Raw genomic sequence first — 17,521 nt, forward strand, 5'->3', positions numbered from 1 at the left:
CGGGCTGCGGGCGGGCTCCGGGCGGGCTACCGATGGGGACGTTCACCGGCAGACCTTCGCTCCCGACCATTCTCCGCCGGGCCGCTCTTCGTCGAAAACGAAGCCGGGAACGGAGCCGGGAACGGAGCCGAGGGCGCAACCGGAACCGTGGTCGGAGCCGGAGCCGGAGCCGGGGATGCGGGCTCAGGCCTCCGCGGCCGCCGGACCGCCGACGGGAGCGACAGCGGCGCCGGGGGCGACAGGGACGACAGGGACGCCGGCCGAGCCCGCAGCCGCCGCGAACGCGCCGTGGGCGAGGGCGTGGAGCAGGGCGGCCATGCCGTCGCGCTGGAGGGCGGCGCGCTCGCCCTGGTCGGGGTTCGGGCCGAGGCTGTGCGGGGTCGAGTTGATCAGGCCGAAGACGGCGTGCACGGCGGCCCGGGCCACCGGCTCGGCGGCGGGGTCGGCCAGCGGCGGGTAGGCCTGCCGGACCACGTCCACCCACAGTTCGACGTAGCCGCGCTGGAGCCGGCGGACGGTGCGCCGGTCCTCCTCCTTGAGGTTCAGCAGCTCGCGGTCGTGCAGGGTGATCAGGTCCCGGTCGCCCAGCGCGAAGTCGACGTGGCCGCTGATCAGCGCGTCCAGCGTGGCGGCCGGGCCCTCGCCGCCGCCCGCGCGGCGGCGCCCCTCGTCCAGCAGGCGCTCGCTGATGCCGATCAGCAGGTCCGCGAGCATCGCGTCCTTGCCGGCGAAGTGGCGGTAGAGCGCGGGGCCGCTGATGCCGACGGCCTTGCCGATCTCGTCCACGCCCACGCCGAGGAAGCCCCGGGCGGCGAACAGCCTCGCGGCCTCCCGGCGGATCTGGTCACGGCGGGGGAGCGCGGAGGCGGCGGGGACGTTGGGCATGCCGTCCATCGTAGACAGTCGGGTTATCGGCCGTTAACCTGGGCGCGTAAGTTAACGTTAATTAACGTGGCGATCACGGGCGGACCGCACCCGGCTGCCCACCTGGTCCGAGGGCAAGGGAGCTCTTGGGAATGGTCAACTCAACCGCCGGCACACCCACCGGCGTCCGGCTCGTCGCAGCGACCGGCACGGCGGTGGCGCCCGGCGCCGCCCCGGCCGCGGCAGCCGCACCGGCACCCCGGCTCGGCAGCTCCGCCGACCCGGGCTCCGAGGCGTACCGCGCCAACACCGAGGCGCACCGCGCCCTGGTCGCCGAGCTGCGCGCGAAGCTCGACGCGGCCGCCCTGGGCGGCGGTGCCAAGGCCCGCGCCCGGCACACCTCACGCGGCAAGCTGCTGCCCCGCGACCGCGTGGACACCCTGCTCGACCCGGCCTCCCCCTTCCTGGAGCTGGCCCCGCTGGCCGCCGACGGGATGTACGACGGCGCGGCCCCCGCGGCCGGAGTGATCGCCGGCATCGGCCGGGTCGCCGGGCGCGAGGTGGTGGTGGTCGCCAACGACGCCACCGTCAAGGGCGGCACCTACTACCCGATGACGGTGAAGAAGCACCTGCGTGCCCAGGAGGTCGCGCTGGAGAACCGGCTGCCCTGCGTCTACCTGGTGGACTCCGGCGGCGCCTTCCTCCCGATGCAGGACGAGGTCTTCCCGGACCGCGACCACTTCGGCCGGATCTTCTACAACCAGGCCAGGCTCTCCGCCGCGGGCATCCCGCAGATCGCCGCCGTGCTCGGCTCGTGCACGGCCGGCGGCGCGTACGTCCCGGCGATGAGCGACCAGGCCGTGATCGTCCGCAACCAGGGCACGATCTTCCTGGGCGGTCCGCCACTGGTGAAGGCCGCCACCGGCGAGGTGGTCACCGCCGAGGAGCTGGGCGGCGGCGAGCTGCACTCCCGCACCTCGGGCGTGACGGACCACCTGGCCGAGGACGACACCCACGCCCTCTCCATCGTCCGCACGATCGTGGCCGGGCTCGGCCCGCGCGAGGCCAGGCCGTGGCCGCTCACCCCGGTCGAGCCGCCGGCCGTCGACCCGGCCGGCCTGTACGGCGCCGTGCCGGTCGACCCGCGCACGCCCTACGACGTGCGCGAGGTGATCGCCCGGCTGGTGGACGGCAGCCGGTTCGCCGAGTTCAAGGCCGAGTACGGTGCCACCCTGGTCACCGGCTTCGCCCGGATCCACGGCCACCCGGTCGGTATCGTCGCCAACAACGGCGTGCTGTTCGCCGAGTCCGCCCTCAAGGGCGCCCACTTCATCGAGTTGTGCGACCAGCGCGGCATCCCCCTCCTCTTCCTCCAGAACATCACCGGGTTCATGGTCGGCCGGCAGTACGAGGCGGGCGGCATCGCCAAGCACGGCGCCAAGATGGTCAACGCCGTCGCCTGCACCCGCGTCCCGAAGCTGACCGTGGTGATCGGCGGATCGTACGGAGCCGGCAACTACTCGATGTGCGGCCGGGCCTACTCACCCCGCTTCCTGTGGATGTGGCCGGGCGCCAAGATCTCCGTGATGGGCGGCGAGCAGGCGGCCTCCGTCCTCGCCACCGTCCGCCGCGACCAGTTGGAGGCGCACGGCGAGCAGTGGCCGACCGAGGCGGAGGAGGAGTTCAAGCGCCCCGTCCGCGAGCAGTACGAGCGCCAGGGCAACGCCTACTACGCCACCGCCCGGCTCTGGGACGACGGCGTGATCGACCCGATGGACACCCGCACCGTCGTCGGTCTCGCCCTCACCGCCTGCGCCAACGCCCCGCTGGCGCCGCCCGCTCCGTACGGCGTCTTCCGCATGTGACGCCTCCTCGTGTCACCCCCGCGTCCGTGAATCCTCCCTTCCGGGTGTGACTCCCCGCGGCGCCGGCCCACCCGGGCCGGCGCCCGACCGCCCACCGCCACCTCCTTCGTACGGCTCCCCTCGACCCGGAGGAACGCCTCCCATGTTCGACACAGTTCTGGTCGCCAACCGCGGCGAGATCGCCCTGCGGGTGATCCGCACCCTGCGACGGCTCGGCGTCCGTTCGGTCGCCGTGTTCAGCGACGCGGACGCCGACGCGCCGCACGTCCGCGAGGCCGACGTCGCGGTCCGGCTCGGCCCGGCCGACCGCAGCGACAGCTCGGCGACCGAGACGTACCTGCGGACCGACCAGATCCTGGCCGCGGCCCGCCGCACCGGCGCCCAGGCCGTCCACCCCGGCTACGGCTTCCTCGCCGAGAACGCCGGCTTCGCCCGCGCCTGCGCCGACGCGGGCCTCGTCTTCATCGGACCACCTCCCGGTGCGGTCGAGCTGATGGGCGACAAGATCAACGCCAAGGAGGCCGTCCGGGCCGCCGGCGTCCCGGTGGTCCCCGGCAGCCAGGCCACCGCGCCCACCGACGAGGACCTCGTCGCCGCCGCCGACGAGATCGGCTACCCGGTGCTGCTCAAGCCGTCCGCCGGCGGTGGCGGCAAGGGCATGCGCCTCGTGCGGGACCGCGCCGACCTGCCCACCGAGATCGCCGCCGCCCGCCGCGTCGCCCGCACCGCCTTCGGCGACGACACCCTGCTGCTGGAGCGCTGGGTCGACCGGCCGCGCCACATCGAGGTGCAGGTGCTCGCCGACGCCCACGGCACCACCGTCCACCTCGGCGAGCGCGAGTGCAGCCTGCAGCGCCGCCACCAGAAACTGATCGAAGAGGCTCCCTCCGTTCTCCTCAACGCCGAGACCCGTGCCGCGATGGGCGCCGCGGCCGTCCGCGCCGCGGAGTCCTGCGGCTACACCGGTGCCGGCACCGTGGAGTTCATCGTTCCCGGCATCGACCCGGACGCCCCCGCCTCCGCCGCCGAGGGGGTGCGGGACTTCTTCTTCATGGAGATGAACACCCGCCTCCAGGTGGAACACCCCGTCACCGAGCTCGCCGTCGCCGTCGGCGCGGACGCGGCCCGGCTCGACCTGGTCGAGTGGCAGGTGCGCGTCGCCGCCGGCGAAGCGCTCTCCCTCGCCCAGTCCGACGTCTCCTTCCTGGGCCACGCCATCGAGGCCCGCATCTGCGCCGAGGACCCGGAACGGGACTTCCTGCCCACCGGCGGCCGCATCCTCACCCTGGACGAGCCCCGGGGCGAGGGCATCCGCGTCGACTCCGGGGTCGCCCCCGGAACCGTCGTCACCAGCGCCTACGACCCCATGCTCGCCAAGGTCATCGCGTACGGGCCCGACCGCCCGACCGCGCTGCGCCGGCTCCGCGCGGCGCTGGCCGACACCCGCATCCTGGGTGTCACCACCAACACCGGCTTCCTGCGCCGACTGCTCGCCCACCCCGAGGTCGCCGCCGGCCGGCTGGACACCGGCCTCGTGGAGCGGACGGCCCAGGAGCAGCCGGCCCTGCTCACCTCGCCGTACTCCCCCACGAACGCGACCGACCCGGACGCGGCCGACCCCGACGCGGCCTCGGCGGCCGAACCGCCGTCGCCCGCTCACCTCCTCTACTACGCGGCCGCGCTGGCACGGCACCTGGAACTCACTCCGCCCGCCGATCCCGGCGGCTGGACCGACCCGTTCTCCCTTCCCTCCGGCTGGCGCCTGGGCGGCACCCCTGCCTGGACCACCCACCGACTCCGCACCCCCGGCCAGGACCCGGTGGCGGTGAGCATCCGTTCGATCACTGCGGGCAACGTAGCCGATGCCACTGACAATTCCGCCGGGCCCGTCCGCGAGCTGGAGCTCCGGCTCGACGGGGGCCCCGCGCACCGCGCCCGCGCGAGCCTGGCCGGCGACCGGCTGCACCTGACCGTCGACGGCCTCCGGACCACGTTCTCGCTGGCCACCGACGCCACCCCCGGCCCCGCCGCCGGACCGGCGACCTGGCTCGGCGTCGAGGGCGACGCCTGGCCGCTGCACGCCTACGACCCGGTCGTCGAGAGCGCCACCGGGGCCGGCGCGCACCACGGCGCCCTGACCGCCCCGATGCCCGGCACCGTCACCGTCGTCAAGACCACGGCGGGCGAGACGGTCCGCAAGGGACAGCCCCTGCTCGTGCTGGAGGCCATGAAGATGGAACACGTGATCGCCGCACCGCACGACGGCGTGGTGGCCGAGCTGCGGGCCACCGCCGGCGCCACCGTCGCGATGGAGGACCTGCTGGTCGTGGTCACCCCGGTCGAGGACGCGTCGGTCGAGGGCGCCCCTGCCGGGCCGGCCGCCGCCACCGTCCCCGCCGGGCCCGCGGAGGTGCGGTCGTGACCACCCCCGCCCCCGCCCGCGAGCCCGACGCCCTCGACCTGGGCCTGCCCGATCCGGTCCGCGCCCCCGGCCTGCCCGAGGAGGTCCGGATCCACGAGGTCGGGCCGCGCGACGGCCTGCAGAACGAGAAGTCCCTGGTACCGGTCGAGGTCAAGGCCGAGTTCATCGCCCGGCTCGCGGCCGCCGGGCTGCGCACCGTCGAGGCCACCAGCTTCGTTCACCCGAAATGGGTACCGCAGCTGGCCGACGCCGAGGAGCTGGTCCCCCGGCTCGCCGGTCTGCCGGAGCGCCACCCCGGCCTGCGGCTGCCGGTGCTGGTGCCCAACGAGCGCGGCCTGGACCGCGCGCTCGCCCACCACGCCACCGACATCGCGGTGTTCGCCAGCGCCACCGAGACCTTCGCCCGCCGCAACCTCAACCGCTCGGCGGACGAGGCCATGGCGATGTTCCGCCCGGTCGTGGGCCGGGCCACCGAGGCCGGGGTCGCGGTCCGCGGCTACCTCTCGATGTGCTTCGGCGACCCGTGGGAGGGCCCCGTCCCGGTCGACCAGGTGGTCCGGTACGGCGTGCGGTTGCTGGAGCTGGGCTGCGCGGAGCTGAGCCTCGGCGACACCATCGGGGTCGCCACCCCGGGCCAGGTCACCGCCCTGCTGGCGGGTTTCGCGCGGGCCGGCGTCCCGGTCGACCGGCTCGCCGTGCACTTCCACGACACCTACGGCCAGGCGCTCAGCAACACCCTGGCGGCCCTGCGCGAGGGCGTCACCACGGTGGACGCCTCGGCGGGCGGCCTGGGCGGCTGCCCGTACGCGAAGAGCGCCACCGGCAACCTGGCCACCGAGGACCTGGTCTGGATGCTGCACGGGCTCGCCATCCGGACCGGCGTCGACCTGCGCTCCCTCGTCGCGACCAGCGGGTGGATGGCCGGGCGCCTCGGCCGCCCGAGCCCGTCCCGCACCGTCCAGGCCCTGCTCGGCTCCGCCGGGGGCTGACCACCCGCTCCCGTCCCCGGCGCCGGCCGCCCGCACCATCCGGCCGGCGCCCCGCACCACCCGCACCGATCGACAGTCCATCCCTCAATCGCACCGTGCGACCGTCACACCGTCCGACGGACGCCGGTCACCCCGCTCACGTCCGCGGCCGGCCCGGCCGGGCGCCAGGAGGATCACCGTGTTCGACCACAGGCTCAGCAGCGAGTACGAGGAACTGCGGCGCACCGTCGCCGAGTTCGCCCAGGACGTGGTGGCGCCGAAGATCGGCGGGTTCTACGAGCGGGAGGAGTTCCCGTACGAGATCGTCCGGGAGATGGGGCGGATGGGCCTGTTCGGCCTGCCCTTCCCGGAGGAGTACGGCGGCATGGGCGGCGACTACTTCGCCCTCGGCCTCGCCCTGGAGGAACTCGCCCGCGTGGACTCCTCGGTGGCGATCACCCTGGAGGCCGCCGTCTCGCTCGGCGCGATGCCGATCTACCGGTTCGGCACCGAGGAGCAGAAGCGCGAGTGGCTGCCCCGGCTGACCTCGGGCGAACTCCTCGGCGCCTTCGGCCTCACCGAGCCGGAGGGCGGGTCGGACGCGGGGGCCACCCGGACCACGGCGCGGTACGACGAGGCCACCGACGAGTGGGTCATCAACGGGACCAAGTGCTTCATCACCAACTCCGGCACCGACATCACCGGCCTGGTCACCGTCACCGCGCTCACCGAACCGATCGCTCGTTCGAGTGAAGAGGGCGAATTCCGCTCGCCTGCACGGGAGATCTCCTCCATCATCGTGCCCACCGGGACCCCCGGCTTCCAGGTCTCGAAGAAGTACTCGAAGGTCGGGTGGAACGCATCCGACACCCGCGAACTGTCCTTTACCGACTGCCGCGTTCCCGCGGCCAACCTGCTGGGCGAGCGTGGCCGAGGCTACGCCCAGTTCCTGCGGATCCTCGACGAGGGCCGCATCGCGATCGCGGCCCTGGCCACCGGCCTGGCCCAGGGCTGCGTCGACGAGTCCGTGAAGTACTCCGGCGAGCGCCGGGCCTTCGGCCGGCCGATCGGCGCCAACCAGGCCATCCAGTTCAAGCTTGCCGACATGGAGCTGCGCGCCCACACCTCCCGCCTGGCCTGGCGGGACGCCGCTTCCCGGCTGCTGCACGGCGAACCGTTCAAGAAGGAGGCCGCGATCGCGAAGCTGTACTCGTCCGAGGCCGCCGTCGACAACGCCCGCGAGGCGACCCAGATCCACGGCGGGTACGGCTTCATGAACGAATTCCCGGTCGCCCGCTTCTGGCGCGACTGCAAGATCCTGGAAATCGGGGAGGGCACGTCTGAGGTCCAGCGCATGCTCATCGCCCGGGAGCTCGGCGTCGGTTCGTGACGACCGCATCCTGACGGTCGCCTCCTGAGCCACGCCCACCGGGCCGGCACACCGGTCAACACACCGCTCCGCGACGAGAGTTGGGGAGCGCCACGGCGAAGGAGGCGTCAGGGGAAGGCGTCAGAAGGAGGCGTAGGAGGAGGTGTCGCGGCGGCTTCGGGAGAAGCCGCCGGAACAGGGCCTCAGGGGATCACGATCACCGGGCGGTTGGCCCGCCGCGCCAGCCGTCCGGAGACCGAGCCGAAGATCTTGCCGAGAAGGCCGTGCGTCGTGCCGACGACGATCGCGTCGGCGGCGTACTCACGGCCGACCTCCTCGATCTCGTGGCAGATGTCCCCTCCGCGCTCGACCAGGATCCACGGCACCCCGGTGAGGAAGTCCGCGCAGGCGAGCTCCAGGCCGAGGACCTCGGTCCGGTGGTCGGGGAGGTCGACGAAGACGGGCGGCTCGCAGCCCGCCCAGACCGTGGCGGGCAGGCGGTTGGCGACGTGCACGATCACCAGGCCGCACTGCGAGCGGCGCGCCATGCCGACGGCGTAGGCGAGGGCGCGCTCGCTCGACAGCGAGCCGTCGAAGCCGACCACCACACCGTGCTGGAACACCGGGTCGAGGGACGGCGCCGGGGTGTCCTGCCCGGACGGCTCGGTGGGCCCGCCCAGCGGGCCGGCCGCGCCGGAAGCCGCCTCCGGGTGCTCGGCCCCCGGGCCCAGGCGGCCCGTCACCGGAACCCCGGCGGGGTCGGCCGGAGGCTCGCCACGCCGCTGGCGGGGCCCCGGGCGGTCACGGCGGGCGAGGCTGCCCCGACGGGCGAGGCCGCGCAGAGCGCGTGCGAAGCCCAGCGGGCCGTCGCGCCCGGGGCCGGGCTCCCCTGGCTCCGCGGGCTGTGGCACGTCGGCCGCCGGCCGGGCCGCGCGGGCCGCTCCGGCCGCCTCGAACCCTTCCGCGTCGTCGGCGACGCCGCTGTCGTCGTCGACCCGCTCGTGGCCCGTCCGCACGCCCGGGATGCGGCCCGAGGCCTCGGCGCGCGCGTCGGCTCGTTCGCCGGCAGTGTCGGCAGGCCCGTCGACAGACCCGCCCGCGCTGTCGTCCCCGCGGCCTCCGTCGCGTTCGCCGCCATGGCCACGGTCGCGTTCGTCGCCGTGGCTGCCGTAACTACCGTGACTGCCGTCCTGGTCGTCGTGGTCGTCGCCGAGGTGGTCACTGTGGCGGTCACGGCCGTCCTCGCCGCGCTGGTCGGCGCACAGCTCGGCGCGGCCGTCGGAACGATCGGCGGCAGGCCCGCGGGCCGGGTCCACGCTGCGGGACGTGTCCGGTTCAACCGGTCGGGGAGGCTCAAAACCAGCCATGGCTCACGGCTCTTCGATGGAGAGGGGCCGACAGGAGAGGAGGACAACGCTGCCCGGGCAGCAGGCCCGCCCACGGGATGACGTCGGTCTGCGCCGCGCAGCACCGTATGTGACCTGTTCCTTTCAGAGTACGACGGGCTTGGGGCCCCGCCCAGCGAGGAAGCCCCGGAGCGACGTTCTTCCCGCGAAAGGGGGATGCGCCCGCCGAGGCTGTGCGCCCCGCCCACAGGCGATCGCGCCCCCTCCGGAAAGGAGGTTCCCTGGAGCTTGACTGAGCGGACCGGGCGGCGCAACAGCCCCACGGGACACCGTGACCGGACTGTCATGGATCGGCGACGATCCGTTGCGGCGCGTCGCGAACCGTGACGTCCGACCTGCCCCGACAGTCCCGGTGAACCCGTGCCTCACCGCCCGCCACGGGGGTGCGGAGGCCGTTTCAGCCAACGCGTACGGCTTCGCGACGCCGTCTGGCATTTGCCATATGCATAGGCGCGGCCGCTGGCACCATGCTCGGCATGTCCCTGCTCCTGTTCGACCTCGACAACACCCTGCTGCCCCGGGACGCCGCCTACCGGGCCTGGGCGCAGGACTTCCTGTCCGAGCACGACCTCCCGCCGGTCGACCTCGACTGGTTCGTCACCCTCGACGGCGGCGGCTACGTACCGCGCAGCACCGTACTGTCGGCGGTCCGGCGGCGCTACGGGCTGGACGTCTCCGCCGACTTCCTGACCGCCCACTACCGACGCGGCATCAACTCCCACATCCACTGCCCGCCCCGGCACATCGAGGCGCTCCGGGTCGCCCGGGCCGCCGGGTGGACGCTGGGGATCGTCAGCAACGGCGGCACCCGACCGCAGTTGGAGAAGATCCGGCGGACCGGGCTCGGCCCCCTGGTCGACGGCTGGGTCATCTCCGAGGAGGCCGACTGCGTCAAACCGGACCCGCTGATCTTCGAGATGGCGGCCCAGCGGTGCGGCATCGCCCCCACCGGGGACTGGGCCGAGCACACCTGGATGATCGGGGACCACGCGCCCGCCGACATCGCCGGTGCCGAACTCACCGGACTGCGCAGCGTCTGGCTGCACCACGGCCGGCCGTGGGCGGAGAGCGGCTACCGGCCGACGCTGAAGGCGGCCGGTCTGCCGGAGGCCGTCGGCCAGGTCCTCGCCGCGCGGAACGCGCCCTCGCCGCGGCCGGACGTCCGCTCCGGCGGGCCGCTCCGGAAGGCCGCGGCGGGAGCACCGGTTCACGCGACGGCGCTGGTCGGCGCACGGTCCGGCGCACGTCCCGCGGTGGCCGCCGTGGACGGCCCGAGTGCATCCGTTCCCGCGGCCGCCGGGACCGCCGGCCAGGCCACCGCCGCAGGTGGGCCGGGTGTCCGAAACCGATCCGGCGGGTTTGCCCTGATCGCCGAGGCCCGTCCGGAGACCGGCCCGGGCTCCGGGACCAGGACGGGGAGCAGACCGGGTCCGGCCGCGGACGGCCTCCGGCCCGCACCGACCGCGGCCGGCGCCGCGGCCAACGCCACGGCCGGAGCCGTCCGTCCGAAGCCCCTCGGCAGCGGGCCCGACGGCGCCGTCCCCGCCCGGACCGCCTTCGCCGCCGTGCCCCCTGCGGCCTCGTCCGCGGCCTCGTCCGCGGCCGCCGTGGCGGCCGCCCGGTAACGCCTCGGCCACACCCCGCCCGAGCCCCCTCCGCTTCCCCGCCCCCTACTTCCCTGCCCCGCTCCGGCCCCGCTCCCCCACCGCCCCTGCCGCCGCCCCTGCCCGCCCCCGCGCCGCCGTCAGCCGTTCGCCCGCCCCACCGACTCCACCCGCCGCCCCGGCTACGCCGTCGCCGCCACCGCCGTACGGGTCCACCAGCAGGTGCGGGCCTGCTCGACGAACCCGAGCTTGCGGTAGAGCGGTTCGCCGAGCGCGGTGGCGACCAGGGTGGCCGGGCGGTCCGGGTGCGCGTGGGCCAGGGCGGTCCGGAGGACGGCGCGGGCCGCGCCCCGGCCGCGCTGCTCGGGCAGGGTGGCGACCCAGTACACGCCGGTTGCCTGGCCGTCGTCATAGGTGAGGCAGGTGCCCGCCACCGCGCCGTCGACGCGGCCGAGCCAGCCCCGCCAGCCGGGTACGTCCAGCAGTCGCTCCGGGAGGGCCTCGCCCCGGACCCAGGGCTGTCGGGCGGGCAGCGGGAAGCCCTCCACGATCGTCCGCTCGACCAGGGCGAAGCTGTCGCCGTCCCGCGCCTCATCGACCGTCAGGACGCCGCCCCCGTGCGCCTCCGAGACCACGGGCAGGTCGGTGGTCGCTCCCTCGACCGGTCCCGGGTCCCGGACCATCACCGGCATGAGCGGCATCCGGGTGGCGCCGAGGCCGGTGAGGTCGAGCCCGTCGTACGGGTCCTCCACGGTGCAGCGTATGGTCGACCAATCGGCCATCAGCTCCGCCAACTCCTGCTCCACGGCGGCCGGTTCGTCGTAGGGGCGGGTCACCACGATGCGGTGCGCGTCGTCCGGGGTCCGGGCGCACCGGACCGCGGTCAGCCCCGGGCGGGTGCGGGACTGCCAGCCGTGGACACGGGCTTGGGCGAGCCAGAAGGCGGCGGCGTTGTCGTTGGCCCGTTCGAGCCGGCTGTTGGTGTTCACGGCAGGACCGTAACCCGGTGCTCCGGTTCCCGGTTCCGCCGTCCCAGGCTTGGCCGGATGAAGCCTGGGAGGCGCACGACTTCTCCCCGTGCGCCCCCTCGTGCACCGCCGATTTTCGGTCAATTTCGCGTCGATCCCTCCCGCTTGGGCAAATCCGCAGCCCAGACCAGCCGGCCGGGCGCACCGGAGCCGGACGCCCCAGGAACCGTTCCGCGACAACCAGCCACCGTTGCCCTGGCCCTCTTCCCAGAAAGGTCGACGGGTGCCACGCTTCGTGATCGAATGCATCACGCCAAATTGCCATGTCGACATAGCGTCGGATGGTGAACTTGTCACAACGGCAATGGTCCACCCGATAGATTTCGATCTTGGCCAGCAGTGCCGCACCACCCACACCACACCACCGAGGGGGCTTGAGCGCCTTGAGCAGGGTGAGCAGGAGCGACGCGGGTCCTGACAGCGGCCAGGCGGCGGCCGGCAGCTCGGGTCGGTCCGCGAGAAGCACTGGCACCGCCGCGATCGCCACCACCCGCACCTCCGGCACCCCGGGCGCCGCCTCGCACTCCTCGTACTCCGCGGTGCCTTCCCCCGGGGCGGGCACCGGCATCGGCCCCGGCGCGGCGCCGGCCACGGCGGACCACGGCGCGGCGGCATCCTACGGAGGACAGCCCGCCTACGGGGGCCAGCCGGCCTTCGGCGGACAGTCCTTCGGCGGACAACCCGTCAGCCGAGGACCCGTCAGTCCCGGCCAGACCTACGGCGGCGAGCACTCGGGCCATTCCAGCCACCCGGGACATCCCGCCCACCCCGGTCATTCCGGCCACCCGGGCTACGGCGGCCAGCTCGGTCACCCCGGTCATTCCGGCCACCCCGGCTACGGCGGCGGCGCCCCGGGCCCGAACGGCGGCGGCACCGTCGCCGCCGGGCCGGGCGGCGGTCCGCTCGGCGGCCTCGCGCTCGGCTCCGGCCACGGCCCGCTGGGCCACGGCGGGCCCGGCGCGAACGGCTCCCCGACCCCGGTGACGGCCTCCGCCCCGCGCAAGCTGTCCGGCCGGCGCCGCCGGGAGACCGTCGCGGTGCTGATCTTCGGCGGCGCCCCGATCTTCGAGAGCTCCATCCCGCTCTCCGTCTTCGGCGTGGACCGCCAGGACGCCGGGGTGCCCCGCTACCGCCTGCTGGTCTGCGCCGGCGAGGAGGGCCCGCTGGCCACCACCGGCGGACTGACCCTCTCCGCGCCGTACGGCCTGGAGGCGCTCGCCCGGGCCGGCACGATCGTCGTACCGGCCTGGCGCTCGATCTCCCAGCCCCCGCCGGTCGAGGCGATCACCGCCCTGCGCAAGGCCCACCACGAGGGCGCCCGGATCATCGGGCTCTGCACCGGCGCCTTCGTACTGGCCGCCGCCGGCCTGCTCGACGGCCGCCCGGCGACCACCCACTGGATGTACGCGCCGACGCTGGCCAAGCGCTATCCGCGGGTCCACGTCGACCCGCGCGAGCTGTTCGTCGACGACGGCGACGTGCTCACCTCGGCCGGTACCGCCGCCGGCATCGACCTGTGCCTGCACGTGGTGCGCAGCGACCACGGCGCCGAGGCGGCCAATGCGCTGGCCCGCCGCCTGGTGGTGCCGAGCCGCCGCGGCGGCGGAGGACAGGCCCAGTACATCGATCAGTCTTTACCTGAAGAGATCGGCAACGACCCGCTGGCCGAGGTGGTCACCTGGGCGCTGGAGAACCTCAACCAGCAGTTCGACGTCGAGGTGCTGGCGGCTCGCGCGTACATGAGCCGGCGCACCTTCGACCGGCGGTTCCGCACGCTCACCGGCAGCGCGCCGTTGCAGTGGCTGATCACCCAGCGGGTGCTCCAGGCGCAGCGGCTGCTGGAGACCTCGGAACTGTCGGTGGACGACGTCGCGCGCCGGTGCGGGTTCCGTTCGCCGGTGGCGCTGCGCGGGCACTTCCGCCGCCAGCTCGGGGTCTCCCCGGCCGCGTACCGGACCAGCTACCGGGCCCGCCGTCCCGGTCAGCAGCCGACCGCGCCGGCCGGTGCGCTCGGCGACCTGCGGCTGTCCGGAGCGATCCCGCACCCGGCGGGCGCGGTCGTCCCGGCGGGCGGTCCGCTGTTCGGCGGGGCCCACGGCATGCCGTCGGGGCAGCCGTTCCCGGCCGGTCCGGGCGCGCCGCTCCCGGTCGGTTCGCACGGGCAGCCGGTGCCGCACGGTCAGCACGGGCAGCCGGGCGGCCACGGCCAGCCCGGCGGGTTCGGTCCGGGCCAGGTCGGGACGCCGACCGGCCAGGCCTTCCACGCCCGCGGCGGTCAGCCGTACCCGCACCAGCAGGCCTCGCAGCAGTCGCACCCCGGGCAGCAGGGTGCGGCTGGGCGCGGTCCGCTGCGGCCGCCGGTGGTTCCGCCGCAGGCCGGGTCGGGGACCGGTCGTCCGCCGCGCACCGCCGAGCACGCGGCGGCGGAGGACGGCCTCCCTCAGCCGGGGGTGCGCGGTCAGGGCCAGGGGCACCGGAGCGCGGCCGAGCGGCCCGCGGACGACCCCGGTTCGGCCGGGCGCGGCCACGGCGCGGCCACCGGACGGATGCCGGCCCCCGCCGGGCAGCCGGGCTCCGGCCCGGGCGAGCTCCGCGGCCGCCAGGCCCGGGCTCCGCAGGTCCGCGGCCAGGCCGGCCGGCCCGCGCCCGAGGGCGCCCGGGCGGCGCGCGAGGTCCGGACCGGACGGGACGGCCACACGGTCCTGACCGGCCGGGAGGGCGAGCACCCGGACGGCCACGGCACGCACGACGGACCGGAGGAGCACCAGGCCGAGGCACCCCGCTCGGCTCCACCGGTCCCCGCGGCGCGTGATCGCGCCGTAGGGTGAGTTGTGTGAATGACCGTTTGGTATGGATCGACTGTGAGATGACCGGCCTCGACCTCGACCAGGACGCCCTGGTCGAGGTCGCGGTGCTGGTGACGGACTCCGAGCTGAACATCCTCGGCGAGGGCGTGGACGTCATCATCCGGCCGCCGGCCGAGGCGCTGGCGAACATGCCCGAGGTGGTGCGCGAGATGCACACCGCCTCCGGGCTGCTGGAGGAGCTGGAGCAGGGCGTGACCCTGGCCGAGGCCGAGGAGCGGGTGCTCGCCTACGTGCGCGAGCACGTGCCGGAGGCCGGGAAGACCCCGCTGTGCGGCAACTCGGTGGCCACCGACCGCGGCTTCCTGGCCCGGGACATGCCGGCCCTGGAGAAGCACCTGCACTACCGGATCGTGGACGTCTCCTCGATCAAGGAGCTGGCCCGCCGCTGGTACCCGAAGGCGTACTACAACAGCCCGCAGAAGGGCGGCAACCACCGGGCGCTCGCCGACATCCGGGAGAGCATCGACGAACTGCGGTACTACCGCGAGGCGGTGTTCGTCCCGCAGCCCGGCCCGGACGCCGACACCGCGCGGGCGATCGCCGGGAAGTACCAGGCCCCGGGGAGCTGAGCCCGGGCCCGCCCCGGGCGGGCCGCCCCGGAACCGCCCGGAACCGCCCGGAACCGCCCGGCGGACCCCTGTCGGAGGGACCGGGAAGGTGCCCGCGTTCGCCGGAGCGAAACCCTGGCGCGAGCACCCTCTCGGATCCTGTAGAGTTCTTCCTGTCGGAACGGGAACGCGAGAGCGGGAACGGGCCGGACAGATGGTGGGTGTAGCTCAGTTGGTAGAGCACCTGGTTGTGGTCCAGGTGGCCGCGGGTTCGAGTCCCGTCACTCACCCCAGAGCCTGAGGGGCCGATCTCTTCAAGAGATCGGCCCCTCAGGCGTTTTCGCCTCCCTCGGTCAAACACGGCCTCGGTCGAACACCACCTCAGCCGGACACGGCCTCAGCTGCGCACGCGCCCCCTCGTCCGCGTGTGCGCTCCCTCACACGCGCCCGCCGGATCGGCTTTGCGGCGACCCCTGCCCCCAGAAGCTACCGACTAGTAACATCGTCGCCATGACCACTCCCACGATCGGCCAGATGCTCGACTCCACCGTGCCGATGGCGCACACCCTCAAGCTGGAGTACCTGGAGACCACCCCGGAGCGCGCCGTGCTCCGCCTCCCGGACCAGCCCGCGTACCACAACCACGTCGGCGGCCCGCACGCCGGCGCGATGTTCACGCTGGCCGAGTCCGCCAGCGGCTGCATCGTGCTCGCCGCCTTCGGCGACCAGCTGTCCCGGGCCGTGCCGCTCGCCGTGAACGCCGAGATCGCGTACAAGAAGCTGGCCATGGGCGAGGTCACCGCCACCGCGCTGCTCGGCCGCCCGGCCGCCGAGGTCGTCGCCGAGCTGGACGCTGGCGGCCGCCCCGAGTTCCCGGTCACCGTCGAGATCACCCGCGCCGACGGAGCCGTCACCGGCGTGATGACGGTCACCTGGACCCTGCGCCCCAACTCCTGACCGCCCCCCGGTCGGTGGCCCCGGGAGAACAGGCCCGGGGCCACCCGTACGATGACTGTCCGTGACGGCGGGCGTGACCTCACCGCCCGGCCGCTCGTTCTCGATTCACGTGCGAGCCAATCACGCGACCAAGCCCCAGGAACCCGTCCCCCGCGGCGCCCCGCGCGGCGTCGCCGGCGCCCGCCGCGGGATCGCCCGGCGGCTGCCCCGCCCCCGGGTCCTCGCGGCCGCCGGGGCCCTGCTCGCACAGCTCTGGGGGTTCGGCGCCCCCGGGGCGTACGCGGCCACCGCCGACCCGGTACCGGCCCCGGCCCGGCCCACCGTCCGCCGCGCGCTGCAGGCCGCACCGGCACTCGACCGGCCGGCACTCGACCGGCCGGTGCTCGACAGGCCGGTGCTCGACGGACCCGCCCTCGACGGGCAGTCAGCCGAACGTCCCGTCGGGTCCGGGCCGCCGGGCCGCTCCCCCGGGCCCGCCGGGGAGCCGACCGGCAACGGCCCCGCCGAGGGGATCACCGGCGTCGCCGGAGCCGTCGGCGGCACCCTCCAGGAACGCATCCGGGCCGGCGGCCTGCCCCTGCCCGGCCAGCGGGCGGCCGTCCCCGACGCCTTCGCGCTCGCCTCCGGCCTGCTCGGCACCGTCCCCGCCCAGGCCCGGCCCGACGGCCCCCGCGCCTCCCGCGAGGGCGAACCCGCCGACCCGCCCTCCGCCACCCGGCACCGCGGCGGCGCCCTCTCCACCGTCCCCCGGCAGCGCGAGGCCGCGACGGAACCCCTGCTCCAGGAGGCGACCACCGCCGTCGACGAGGGCGGACCCACCGCCGAAGCCGGCAGCACGGCGGACTCCACCTCCGCCCCGGATCACGACAGCACGCCCGAGACGACGGCCATCGCCGACACCGCCACGGCGGCCGGCTCCGGAGACGGCTCCGCCACCGCGACCGCCGTCCTCGTCCCCATCGCCGCCGGACTCCTGCTCACCGGAGCGGCCATGTGCAAGCACCGCGGACTGCCACGCGGCCACTGAGCGGCCCCGGCCGTAGCGGACCACCCTGTAGGCATGGGGACGCTGCGCAGCCGCGAGAAGGCGGCGGGACACCTCCGGCCACCGGGCCCAGGGCCGGGCGGCAGCGCTCCGCCCCACCTAAGGCGTGGCCAGGTCCACGGCCAGCAGCGGGAGTTCGCGCCCCGGGATCGAACCGGACGGGACGGCGCCGATCCGGATGGCGCCCATCGCGAGGTAGAACGGCTCGGCGTTCGGGTCGGATTCGATGGTGAGCCGAGACAGGCCGAGTGCCACGGCCAGGCCCCTCGCCCGTTCGAACAGCGCGCGGCCGACGCCACGGCCGATCGACTCGGGCTCGATGAAGAGCAGGTCCAGCGACCCGGTCGGCGGCGCCCCGGAGAGCGAGACGAAGCCCAGGACCCGCCCGTCGTCCTCGGCCACCGCCGTGGCCGACCGCTCGATCACACCGGCGTCCACCGTCAGCTCCGCCCGACAGTCGGCCATGAACGCCTCGTCGTAGCCCCAGTACGCCTTGGACCGCAGCGCGATGCCGGTGAGCAGCGCGGCCTCCTCCGGCCGGGCCGGTCTGATCTCCATGACGCCCCCTCGGGTCGCTG

General features: G+C 74.9%; 13 protein-coding genes, 1 tRNA gene and 1 pseudogene. 11 read left to right on the forward strand and 4 right to left on the reverse strand.

Going from position 1 to position 17,521, the window contains the following annotated elements:
• Positions 1–183 precede the first annotated feature (183 nt).
• Entirely contained in the window at positions 184–885 is a 702-nt protein-coding gene (locus ACWDCZ_RS24590) for an SACE_7040 family transcriptional regulator (RefSeq protein WP_449816976.1), read from the reverse strand.
• A gap of 131 nt (positions 886–1,016) precedes the next feature.
• Between ACWDCZ_RS24590 and ACWDCZ_RS24595 the strand changes: the two genes are divergently transcribed.
• The 4 genes from ACWDCZ_RS24595 to ACWDCZ_RS24610 all read left to right on the forward strand — a co-directional run bounded on the left by ACWDCZ_RS24595 (position 1,017) and on the right by ACWDCZ_RS24610 (position 7,509).
• Positions 1,017–2,729 carry a carboxyl transferase domain-containing protein gene (locus ACWDCZ_RS24595; RefSeq protein WP_449816977.1) on the forward strand — a complete coding sequence of 571 codons (1,713 nt, stop codon included), beginning with the start codon at positions 1,017–1,019 and terminating at the stop codon, positions 2,727–2,729.
• 142 nt (positions 2,730–2,871) lie between these two features.
• On the forward strand, positions 2,872–5,151 hold the full coding sequence (locus ACWDCZ_RS24600; RefSeq protein ID WP_449816978.1) for an ATP-binding protein: 2,280 nt from the start codon (positions 2,872–2,874) through the stop codon (positions 5,149–5,151).
• The gene (locus tag ACWDCZ_RS24605; protein WP_449816979.1) at positions 5,148–6,140 is read left to right on the forward strand and encodes a hydroxymethylglutaryl-CoA lyase; all 993 of its coding nucleotides are present in this window, start codon (positions 5,148–5,150) and stop codon (positions 6,138–6,140) included. Before ACWDCZ_RS24600 ends, ACWDCZ_RS24605 begins: the two co-directional genes overlap by 4 nt.
• 178 nt (positions 6,141–6,318) lie before the next feature.
• A complete protein-coding gene (locus ACWDCZ_RS24610) occupies positions 6,319–7,509 on the forward strand; it encodes an acyl-CoA dehydrogenase family protein (RefSeq protein WP_387968197.1) in 1,191 nt (396 codons plus the stop codon).
• Positions 7,510–7,691: 182 nt separating this feature from the next.
• On the opposite strand, the gene ACWDCZ_RS24615 is transcribed toward ACWDCZ_RS24610, so the two are convergent.
• Positions 7,692–8,168: a universal stress protein gene (locus ACWDCZ_RS24615; protein ID WP_049653914.1), complete on the reverse strand. Its 477-nt coding sequence runs from the start codon at positions 8,166–8,168 to the stop codon at positions 7,692–7,694.
• A gap of 456 nt (positions 8,169–8,624) precedes the next feature.
• Between ACWDCZ_RS24615 and ACWDCZ_RS24620 the strand changes: the two genes are divergently transcribed.
• Together ACWDCZ_RS24620 and ACWDCZ_RS24625 are read left to right on the forward strand one after the other, a co-directional pair.
• Complete coding sequence (locus ACWDCZ_RS24620) at positions 8,625–8,936, forward strand: hypothetical protein (RefSeq protein ID WP_449816980.1); 312 nt, start codon at positions 8,625–8,627, stop codon at positions 8,934–8,936.
• A gap of 434 nt (positions 8,937–9,370) precedes the next feature.
• Positions 9,371–10,519 (forward strand): HAD family hydrolase, encoded by a 1,149-nt coding sequence (locus ACWDCZ_RS24625; protein WP_449816981.1) that lies wholly within the window; start codon positions 9,371–9,373, stop codon positions 10,517–10,519.
• A 161-nt stretch (positions 10,520–10,680) separates the two neighbouring features.
• Here the strand turns inward: ACWDCZ_RS24625 and ACWDCZ_RS24630 are convergent, their stop codons facing one another.
• On the reverse strand, positions 10,681–11,487 hold the full coding sequence (locus ACWDCZ_RS24630) for a GNAT family N-acetyltransferase (RefSeq protein WP_449816982.1): 807 nt from the start codon (positions 11,485–11,487) through the stop codon (positions 10,681–10,683).
• Positions 11,488–12,506: 1,019 nt separating this feature from the next.
• On the opposite strand from ACWDCZ_RS24630, the pseudogene ACWDCZ_RS24635 reads away from it, so the two are divergent.
• The 5 genes and pseudogenes from ACWDCZ_RS24635 to ACWDCZ_RS24655 all read left to right on the forward strand — a co-directional run.
• Positions 12,507–13,512: pseudogene (locus ACWDCZ_RS24635) on the forward strand (helix-turn-helix domain-containing protein); the annotation flags it as partial.
• Positions 13,513–14,359: 847 nt separating this feature from the next.
• Complete coding sequence (orn, locus tag ACWDCZ_RS24640) at positions 14,360–14,962, forward strand: oligoribonuclease (RefSeq protein WP_117487861.1); 603 nt, start codon at positions 14,360–14,362, stop codon at positions 14,960–14,962.
• A gap of 196 nt (positions 14,963–15,158) precedes the next feature.
• A tRNA-His gene (locus tag ACWDCZ_RS24645) sits at positions 15,159–15,234 on the forward strand.
• Positions 15,235–15,451: 217 nt separating this feature from the next.
• Positions 15,452–15,898 carry a DUF4442 domain-containing protein gene (locus ACWDCZ_RS24650; RefSeq protein ID WP_049660764.1) on the forward strand — a complete coding sequence of 149 codons (447 nt, stop codon included), beginning with the start codon at positions 15,452–15,454 and terminating at the stop codon, positions 15,896–15,898.
• 109 nt (positions 15,899–16,007) lie between these two features.
• Positions 16,008–16,925 (forward strand): hypothetical protein, encoded by a 918-nt coding sequence (locus ACWDCZ_RS24655; RefSeq protein WP_449816983.1) that lies wholly within the window; start codon positions 16,008–16,010, stop codon positions 16,923–16,925.
• Between the two features lie 117 nt (positions 16,926–17,042).
• On the opposite strand, the gene ACWDCZ_RS24660 is transcribed toward ACWDCZ_RS24655, so the two are convergent.
• Positions 17,043–17,501, reverse strand: a complete 459-nt coding sequence (locus ACWDCZ_RS24660; protein ID WP_449816984.1) for a GNAT family N-acetyltransferase — start codon at positions 17,499–17,501, stop codon at positions 17,043–17,045.
• Positions 17,502–17,521: the final 20 nt, after the last annotated feature.

It is taken from the genome of Kitasatospora sp. NPDC001225, from assembly GCF_053597855.1.